We start from the raw sequence: 8,910 nt of genomic DNA on the forward strand, positions 1-8,910 counted from the left end.
GCTGGTGGGGGTGGGTGGGGTGATCAGTTGCTGGAGGAGGGCTCCGTAGTGGGTGATCAGGGTTTCTGGGGCGGTGGCTACCAGTTGCTCGTCGGACACCACCCACAGGGCGTAGAGGAGGCCGCCGATCACGGCGGCGGCCAGGCGGGCTCGTAGGTCGGCGTCCGGGCCGGTGAGGCGGGCGCGTAAGGGGCCGACGAAGGTGTGTTCGTGGATGGCCTGGAGGCGTTCCTTGATCTGGGGTTCGTTGGAGCCTCGGACCAGGGCCAAGTAGACGCCGCGGATGTCGTCGTCGGCCAGGAGGCGTGCGACGAAGCGGGGGCCGAACTCGGCCGGGGGCACGTTCAGCAGGGGCTCGTCGTCGATGGTCAGGTGCATGGTGTCCAGGAACAGCAGTTCCTTGGTGCCGAAGTGGCGGATCACCAGGGCCGGGTTGGTCTCGGCCAGCGCGGCGATGTCGCGCACCGACGTGCGGGAATAGCCGCGTTCGCGGAACAGGCGGGTCGCCGCCGAGTGGATCTCCTCGCGGGTCTCCGCGCCGGTACGCCTCACCATGCCCCTGATGGTATGCCGCCGCGCAGCCGGTGAACGCCGTGCCATAGCGCATCAGATGACCTATTTGCGGAAATATACCGCAGATTCGCCCGATCGAGGGAAATTGTGGTGGTTTCCGTGGTCAGCTCTTCCCGACAGGTTATCGCTGGAAAGGGACGAGATGAACAAGACGACACGGAGCCTGACCCTCGCCGGAGCAGGGATTCTGGCCGGCGCCGCGCTGGCCGGTCCCGCGCAGGCGGCGCCGGCGAACGTGCCGGACACCGGCAACGCGTCGGGGCAGGCGCAGAGCTATCGCCCGCACGACGTGGCCGGTCAGTACGACACCCGGGCCGCTTGCGAGCAGATCAGCCGGTTCGGCGCCGCGCTCGGCGCGTGGGACCAGCCGGACTGCCGGTCGGCGTTCCACGGGATCAAGCGGATCTTCGTGCTGGTGGTGGACTTCGGGGACGGGGGTTCGTCGGGGTGGCCGGCCTGGCCAGAGATACCCGGCGGTGGCACGCTCCATCCCTACCCGGGGCTGCCCGGTGAGCCGGACAACGCGGGCGCCCTGCCCACGGGCCCGGGACAGCCCGGTGGTCCCGGCACGCCCGGAGGGCCGGAAGCACCCGGTGGTCCTGGTGTTCCCGGAGGTCCGGGTGCGTCTGAGGGCCCGGGTACGCCCGCAGGCCCTGGAACGCCTGGAGTGCCCGGCGGACCTGGAACGCCTGGTGGATCTGGAGTGCCCAGCGGACCTGGAACGCCTGGTGGATCTGGAACGCCGGCTCCCGGCACCACGGCTCCCGCCGCGCCCGGACCGGAGCCGACTGCCGGATCTCAGCCCGCTACGTCGGTGACCCTTCAGCCGCTGCCGGCCGTGACGACGGAGCCCACGCCGGCGGTCACGACGGAACCGGTCGCGGCCGGCACGGAACCGGCCCCGGCCGTCACTGGGCCGGCCCCGATCGCCACCACGGAACCGGGTCCTGCCGTGACAACCGAGCCGACCCCGGCCGCGAGCACAGGACCGGCACCCGCGCTGACAACAAAGCCGGTCATGGAGACGCCGGTCGCCGAAACGCCCGCCGCGGAGACGCCGGCCGCAGAGACGCCCGCCGTCGAAACGCCGGTTGCAAAGGTGCCCGCCGCGGAGACGCCTGCCGGGACCGTTGTGGGAGAGCTGCTGGAGCCCGTCTCCGAGACGCCCACCGCCGAGCCCGTCGCTGACGTTCCGCCTGTCGAGATCGTCGCAGCGGCACGCTGACCCCGCACACGCACTGCCCCAGCACGACCCAGAAACCGTCACCGCGGCCGCTTCCCCCCGTTCGGGGAGAGCGGCCGCCTCCGGTTTCCCGTCAGAACGCACGACCGAGGAGGGACGAGATGCGAACGACCACGAAGCTGGCCATCGCCGGCGGCGGGATGATCACCGCCCTGGTGATGACAGCGAGCCCGGCCCACGCGGGTCCGGGTGACTGCGAGGCCTTCAACCAGGTCGGTGATCAGACCGGGCTCTGGGGTCCCTACGACTGCGCGGACTGGGACATCCACCCGGACACCGTGCTGATCATCCGGCCCGGCGCCGAGCCCGCTGAGCCGATCACCAGGGACGACCTGCCGACCCTGATCGACCTCAACGGGCCCCCGCAAGGGCAGGTGACCCATCGCTGAGCCACCTGCCGAATTTCCGTGACCACCCACGGACGTCGCCCCGGAGGGCTTCGCGTCATGGACGCGCCAGCGGCCAGCGAAGCCCGCAGGGGTCCCGGCGGGAGCGACGATCTGTACCCCGGCGGACGCACGACATCAAGAAGTTGATCTTGCGGAACCCCTCAGCCGCCGGCCATCGCGCCGACGATCAGGAACGGCTCCTCACCTCGCGCCACCCGGTCGGGCAGCGGCGTGTCCGGCGCGTCGTTGGACAGGTCCTCCTCGCAGGCGAAGAAGCGGACCAGTGGCCGCCGCTGCCCGGAATTCCGGTCCCGGATCGTGCCGGTGAGCATCGGATAGTCCCGCTCGACGGCGTCCAGCACTCCGCGCTGGGTAACCGGGCCGTCCACCTCGACCCGGACCTCCTTGCCGGAGCGCGCGAGGGTGCGCAGATGCACCGGCAGCACCACCCGGATCACGGCAGCACCTGCACTTCCACCGAGCAGATCGGCGGCAGATCGCGGACGATCGCGGTCCACGAGTCGCCGCTGTCCGCGGAGCCGTAGACCTGGCCGCCGCTGGTGCCGAAGTAGATCCCGCACTCGTCGAGAGTGTCCACCGCCATGGCGTCGCGCAGCACGTTGACGTAGCAGTGCTCCTGCGGCAGCCCGGCGGTCAGCGGCTCCCACTGCTCGCCGCCGGTGCGGCTGCGGTAGACCCGCAGCTTGCCGTCCATCACGTAGTGCAGCGAGTCGCTGGTGATCGGTACGACGTAGATCGTCTCCGGCTCGTGCGCGTGCACCGCGATCGGGAAGCCGAAGTCGGTCGGCAGGTTGCCGCTGATCTCCCGCCACCGGCCGCCCGCGTCGTCGGTGCGCAGCACGTCCCAGTGTTTCTGCATGAACAGGGTGTCCGGCCGGGACGGGTGCATCGCGATCCGGTGCACGCAGTGCCCGACCTCGGCGTCTTCGTCCGCGATGCCGTCCGACCGCAGGCCCGCGTTGATCGGCAGCCAGGACGCGCCGCCGTCGTCGGTGCGGAACGCCCCGGCCGCCGAGATCGCCACGTAGATCCGGTCCGGGTCGGTGGGGTGGGTGATGATGGTGTGCAGGCACATCCCGCCGGCGCCGGGCTGCCACTGCGGGCCGGTGCGGTGCTGCCGCAGCGCGGTCAGCTCTTCCCACTTCCCGCCGCCGTCGGTGGACTTGTAGAGCGCGGCGTCCTCGGCGCCGGCCCAGACGGTGTCCGGGTCGGTGCGGGACGGTTCCAGGTGCCAGACCCGTTTGAACTCCCACGGGCGTGGGGTGCCGTCGTACCAGAGGTGGTCGCCGACCGGTGGTTCGTAGGTGAAGTCGTTGCCGACGGCTTCCCAGTTCTTGCCACCGTCGTCGGAGCGCTGGATCACCTGCCCGAACCAGCCCGACGACTGCGACGCGTACAACCGGTCGGGTGCGACCGGTGAGCCGTTGACGTGGTAGATCTCCCAGCCCGGGAAGAGCGGGCCGTCGACCTGCCAATCCTTGCGCGTGCCGTCCGAGGTCAGGATGAACGCGCCTTTGCGTGTGCCAACCAGTAGCCGAACGCTAGTCATGGAATCCACTCTGCCCCATCACGGCCGCTCAGCCTTCCAGGGCGCGCGCCATTTCAGCCTGTTCAGCGAGAACCTCGTTCATCCGGACCTGCACCGCGTCCATCTTGCCGATCGTCTCGCTGGTGGTGTGGATGCCGGCCGCCACGGTCTCGGCGCTGGCCTGGATCCCGGCGATCTGCTCGGCCACCTTCTTGGTCGCCTCGGCGGTCTCCCGGGCCAGCTCCTTGACCTCGCCGGCGACCACCGCGAAGCCCTTGCCGGACTCGCCGGCCCGGGCCGCCTCGATGGTGGCGTTCAGCGCGAGCAGGTTGGTCTGCTCGGCGATCGACTCGATGATCTTGATGACGTCACCGATCGCGGACGACGCCTGGCCCAGCGCGGCCACCTCGGCGGTCATCGCCGAGGCCCGGCTGACCGCCTGCTCGGCGACGTTCGTGGCGTCGTCGCTGGCGCTGCGCAGCCGTTCGACCGTGTCCAGCAGCGCGCGGGCGTTGGTGGCCGAACGCTCGGTCGCCCGCAGCACGTCGAGCCGCTGCGACACCAGCTGTTGCACGTTGCGCAGGGCGGCGGCGCGGGAGTCGGAGAGGTCGATGTACTCGGTGGTGAAGAAGTCCATGGTGCCGACGACCCGGTCCCCGCTCGAGATCGGGAAGCACACCCCGGAGCGCACGCCGGCCCGGCCCGCCGCGGGTGCCCGCACGCAGTCGGTGAGCTCGGCCAGGTCCCGGACGAAGACCAGGTCCCGGGCCCGCCAGGCCCGGCCGGAGAGCCCGACCCCCTCGGCGAACGTGGCGGCCAGGGTGACCCGGCGGAACTCGTCACCGGCCGAACCGGACTCGACCTGGAACTTGAGCACGTTCTCGTTCTGGTCGACCTCCCAGTACGACCCGTACGCCCAGTGGAACGCGGACCGGACGGCGTCCAGCGCGGCCCGCAGCGCGGTCTGACTGTCCTGCGCCGCGCCCAGCCGGGTGACCACCGCGGTGACCGCCAGCCGGTCGTCGGCGACCTGGCGCAGCTCGGCCGCGGCGACCGCGCCGCTGCGGGCCCGCTCGGCGATCCGGGCGATGGTCGCGAACTTCTCCTTGCGGGCGGCGTCCAGGTAGAGCGGCGTCGGCGAGTAGTACTCCAGGACACCGACCACCTCGGTGCCCTTGGTGACCGGCAGCACCAAGCCGGCGACCATGCCGGCCTGCAGTGCGGCCTGGCAGCGCCGGCAGTCGCCGCACTCGGCCGCCGACTCGGCGTGGGTGAGCTGGCGGGACCGGAACGCCTTGCCGATCAGCCCGGCGTCGGCCGGTAGCGTCTTGCCCGGGGTGACCGCCTGGATCTGCGCGCTGAGCGGGCCGGTCTCGTGCACCAGCCGCATCTGGCGGCCGTCCGGCACCCAGATCGCGCCGTAGCCGAAGCCGTACGACTCGACAGTGCTGGCCACCGTGATCCGCCACGCGTTGGTCTCGTCGCCCGCCGACTCGAGGGCCAGCACCAGCTCCTCCAGCGACTCGACGTCACGTGGGATGGGCCGCTTGAGCTCCGGGCCCGCCTGCCGTGAACCGAACCACCCCACGCTGACTCTCCTTCACCACATGCCACCGAACCTTCTCTTAGAAGAATCGCGGCATTTCCGGAGAGATGTAGCAGAAACGTCAAGGCTGGAAGCGATATCCCATCCCCGGCTCGGTGAGCAGATGGCGCGGCCGGGCCGGATCGTACTCCAGTTTGCGGCGCAGCCGGGCCATGTACTGGCGCAGGTAGTTCGTCTCGGTCTGGTACTGCGGCCCCCACACGTCGTGCAGCAGCTCGCGCTGGGTGATCAGCTTGCCGGGGTGCCGGATCAGGTGCTCGAGCAGCTGCCACTCGGTCGGGGTGAGCCGGACGTCCCCGCTGATCGCCCGGGTCGCCAGGTCGACGGTGTGCGCACCGATCTCCACGGACGGAAGGCCGGAGGGCTGGATCCGGCGGGTCACGGCGCGCATCCGGGCGAGCAGTTCGTCCAGCCCGAACGGCTTGGTCACGTAGTCGTCCGCGCCGGCGTCCAGAGCGGCCACCTTGTCGGTGCTGCCGGCCCGGCCGGAGAGCACGATGATCGGCACCGTGGTCCAGCCGCGCAGCCCGGCGATCACCTCGGTGCCCTCCATGTCCGGCAGCCCGAGGTCGAGGACCACCAGGTCGGGGTGGAAGTGCGCGGCCACGTGCAGGGCCGCGGCGCCGTCGCCGGCGATCTCCACCTCGTACCCGCGGGCCTTCAGGTTGATCCGGAGCGCCCGGATGATCTGCGGTTCGTCGTCGACGACCAGGACGCGGGTCACCGCGAGGCCGGCAGGGCAAGGATCATGGTGAGGCCGCCTCCGGGGGTCTCTTCCGGCACCAGGGTGCCGCCCATCGCCTCGGTCAGCCCCCGGGACAGCGCCAGGCCGAGCCCGACGCCGTTGTGGGTGTCCCGGTCACCGAGGCGCTGGAACGGCAGGAACACATCGTCCCACCGGTCCGCCGGGATGCCCGGGCCGTGGTCGATGATCCGCAGTTCCACGCTGGCACCGTGACTGCTGCCGGTGATCATCGGCGGCCGGTCGGCCGGGCTGTAGCGCAGCGCGTTCGCGATCACGTTCACCAGGACCCGCTCCAGCAGACCCGGATCGGCGTCCAGCAACGGAAGGTCGTCGGGCACGCGCAAGGTCACCTTCCGGCCCTCCGGGCCAAGATCGTCAAGAGCCCGGGGTACGACCTCCTCGGCGCCCACCGCGATCGCCAGCACGCCCAGCGCCCCCGACTGCAGCCGGCTCATGTCCAGCAGGTTCGCCACCAGCCGATCCAGCCGGTCCAGCGACTCGTCCGCGGTGGCCAGCAGCTCGGCGCGGTCGTGCTCGTCGAACTCCACCTCGGTGCTGCGCAACCCGGCGATCGACGCCTTCGCGCTGGCCAACGGCGTACGGAGGTCATGACTGACGGCCGCGAGCAGCGCGGACCGCAACCTGTTCGCCTCGGCCAGCGGTCGCGCGGTGGCCGCCTCGGCCGCCAGCCGCTCCTGCCGCAGCGCGACAGCCGCCTGCGCCGCGAACGCCTCCACGATCCGCCGGTCGGCCGCCTCCAGGGTGTGTCCGGTGAGCAGCATCAGCAGCGCGTCGTCGACCCGCACCACGACGTCCGCGTCGGCGGCCCGCTCGCAGACCGGCTCGCCCACCCCGGCGACCACCACGCCGTTCTCCACCAGCGCCACCGAGTCCAGCCCGAACGTCTCCCGCAGCCGGTCCAGCAGCGCGGGCAGCGGCCGTTGCCCGCGCAGCACCCCGCTCGCCACCGTGGCCAGGGTCTGCGCCTCGGCTGCCGCCGCCGCGGCCTGCCGGGTCCGGCGGGCCGCGGTGTCCACCACCCAGCTGACCGCCACCGCGACCACCACGAAGATCCCCAGGGCCAGCAGGTTCTGCGGCGACGCGATGGTGAGCCGGCCGTACGGCGGGGTGAAGAACCAGTTCAGCAGCAGCGACCCGGCGACCGCGGCGAACAGCGCCGGCCACAGCCCGCCGATCAGTGCCACCCCGACCACGGCGGCCAGGAACAGCAGGATGTCGTTGACCAGCGGCGGGTCCGGCACCACCAGCAGGATCGCGGTGAGCAGCGGCAGACCGGCCAGCGCGGTCAGGAACCCGGCGATCCGCCGGCCCCGGGACAACGCGGCCGGCATCCGCTCCCGGCGCCCGCCCCGCCCGGCCCGCTCGTGGGTGACCAGGTGCACGTCGATCGACCCGGACAGCGCCGTGGTGGTCGGGCCCACCCCGGCGGTGAGCAGCCGGGCGAACCGGCCGCGGCTGGACGCGCCGAGCACGATCTGGGTGGCGTTCACCCCGCGGGCGAACGCCAGCAGCGCCCGGGACACGTCCGGCCCGGCCACCTGGTGGAACGTCGCGCCCAGGCTCTCCGCCAGCACCCGCTGCCGGGCCAGCGCGCCCGGGTCGGCGCCGGCCAGCCCGTCGTTGCGGGTCACGTGCACGGCCAGCAGGTCGGCGCCCTTGGTCCGGTCGGCGATCCGGGCCGCCCGGCGGATCAGGGTGTCCCCCTCGGCCCCGCCGGCCAGCGCGACCACCACCCGTTCCCGGGTCTCCCAGGTGGCGTCGATGTCGTGGTCGGCGCGGTACCGGTCGAGCTGCTCCTCGACCTGGTCGGCGAGCCAGAGCAGGGCCAGCTCGCGCAGCGCGGTCAGGTTCCCGGTCCGGAACCAGTTGCCCAGCGCCGCGTCGACCTTCTCCGGCCGGTAGACGTTGCCGTGCGCCATCCGCCGGCGCAGCGCCTCCGGTGTCATGTCGACCAGTTCGACCTGCTCGGCGGCGCGGACCACGGCGTCCGGCACGGTCTCCCGCTGCTCGACACCGGTGATCCGGGCGACCACGTCGTTCAGCGACTCCAGGTGCTGGACGTTGACCGTGGTCAGCACGCTGATCCCGGCGTCCAGCAGGGTGTGCACGTCCTGCCAGCGCTTGGCGTGCGCGGAACCGGGCACGTTGGTGTGCGCCAGCTCGTCCACGACGGCCAGTTCCGGCCGCCGGGCCAGCACCGCGTCCACGTCCAGCTCGGTCAGCGCCACACCGCGATGGCTGACCTCCCGGCGGGGCACCACCTCGAGCCCGTCCAGCATGGCGGCGGTGTGCCGGCGGTCATGCGTCTCGACCAGGGCGACGACGACGTCGGCACCCCGCTCGACGCGCCGGTGGGCCTCCTCGAGCATGGCGTAGGTCTTACCGACGCCGGGCGCCGCACCCAGGTAGATCCGCAGTTCGCCGCGTGACACAGCTAATTCCTACCGCCCGGCACGGGCCCGAGCCCCATCCATCGGACATTTTTGACGCGTTGTTGACGCCGCCGGTCACGGCCAGACCAGCAGCACCCGGCACGGCGCGTGGTCCACGACGTACCGGCTGGCCGGCCCCAGGCTCTTCGGCCCGGCCCGTCGCACGTCACCGTCGCGCGCCACCACCAGCAGGTCCATCCCCGCGCAGGCCTCGACCACCTCCCGCTCCACCCGTCCCCGCCGGAACACCGGCGCCGCGTCCCGCCCGAGCCGCTCCCCGGCCGCCGCCATCAGCGCCTCCTCGGCACCGGTCTCGGCCGCGGTCACCGCCGCACCCGGATCCGTCCGCCCG

General features: G+C 72.1%; 10 protein-coding genes and 1 pseudogene. 3 read left to right on the forward strand and 8 right to left on the reverse strand.

Annotated features, from left to right (window positions below):
• Together ADL15_RS10110 and ADL15_RS10115 are read right to left on the reverse strand one after the other, a co-directional pair.
• A partial coding sequence (locus tag ADL15_RS10110) for a TetR/AcrR family transcriptional regulator (protein WP_067687623.1) occupies window positions 1-555 on the reverse strand: 555 nt, incomplete at its 3' end.
• 315 nt (window positions 556-870) lie between these two features.
• On the reverse strand, window positions 871-1,056 hold the full coding sequence (locus ADL15_RS10115) for a hypothetical protein (protein ID WP_067687596.1): 186 nt from the start codon (window positions 1,054-1,056) through the stop codon (window positions 871-873).
• Between the two features lie 26 nt (window positions 1,057-1,082).
• Here ADL15_RS10115 and ADL15_RS55210 point away from each other — a divergent pair, with 26 nt between their 5' ends.
• From ADL15_RS55210 to ADL15_RS10130, 3 genes are all read left to right on the forward strand, one after another.
• Window positions 1,083-1,391, forward strand: a complete 309-nt coding sequence (locus tag ADL15_RS55210; protein WP_232344006.1) for a hypothetical protein — start codon at window positions 1,083-1,085, stop codon at window positions 1,389-1,391.
• A gap of 200 nt (window positions 1,392-1,591) precedes the next feature.
• Window positions 1,592-1,798, forward strand: a complete 207-nt coding sequence (locus ADL15_RS10125) for a hypothetical protein (protein ID WP_067687601.1) — start codon at window positions 1,592-1,594, stop codon at window positions 1,796-1,798.
• A gap of 119 nt (window positions 1,799-1,917) precedes the next feature.
• The gene (locus tag ADL15_RS10130) at window positions 1,918-2,205 is read left to right on the forward strand and encodes a hypothetical protein (RefSeq protein WP_067687603.1); all 288 of its coding nucleotides are present in this window, start codon (window positions 1,918-1,920) and stop codon (window positions 2,203-2,205) included.
• Between the two features lie 161 nt (window positions 2,206-2,366).
• Here ADL15_RS10130 and ADL15_RS10135 read toward each other — a convergent pair whose 3' ends face one another.
• The 6 genes and pseudogenes from ADL15_RS10135 to ADL15_RS10160 form a co-directional block, all read right to left on the reverse strand.
• Window positions 2,367-2,663 (reverse strand): MoaD/ThiS family protein, encoded by a 297-nt coding sequence (locus tag ADL15_RS10135; protein ID WP_067687605.1) that lies wholly within the window; start codon window positions 2,661-2,663, stop codon window positions 2,367-2,369.
• Window positions 2,660-3,775 (reverse strand): WD40/YVTN/BNR-like repeat-containing protein, encoded by a 1,116-nt coding sequence (locus ADL15_RS10140; RefSeq protein ID WP_067687607.1) that lies wholly within the window; start codon window positions 3,773-3,775, stop codon window positions 2,660-2,662. The genes ADL15_RS10135 and ADL15_RS10140 overlap by 4 nt, the downstream gene beginning before the upstream one ends.
• Window positions 3,776-3,803: 28 nt before the next feature.
• Window positions 3,804-5,342, reverse strand: a complete 1,539-nt coding sequence (locus ADL15_RS56420; protein ID WP_067687609.1) for a methyl-accepting chemotaxis protein — start codon at window positions 5,340-5,342, stop codon at window positions 3,804-3,806.
• Window positions 5,343-5,421: 79 nt separating this feature from the next.
• Entirely contained in the window at window positions 5,422-6,084 is a 663-nt protein-coding gene (locus ADL15_RS10150; RefSeq protein ID WP_067687611.1) for a response regulator, read from the reverse strand.
• Complete coding sequence (locus ADL15_RS10155; protein WP_067687617.1) at window positions 6,081-8,558, reverse strand: DUF4118 domain-containing protein; 2,478 nt, start codon at window positions 8,556-8,558, stop codon at window positions 6,081-6,083. Before ADL15_RS10155 ends, ADL15_RS10150 begins: the two co-directional genes overlap by 4 nt.
• Before the next feature lie 75 nt (window positions 8,559-8,633).
• Window positions 8,634-8,910, reverse strand: a pseudogene (locus ADL15_RS10160) (universal stress protein); the annotation flags it as partial.

This window comes from Actinoplanes awajinensis subsp. mycoplanecinus, from assembly GCF_001509495.1.
In the GTDB taxonomy this organism is placed as follows: Bacteria; Actinomycetota; Actinomycetes; order Mycobacteriales; family Micromonosporaceae; genus Actinoplanes; species Actinoplanes palleronii.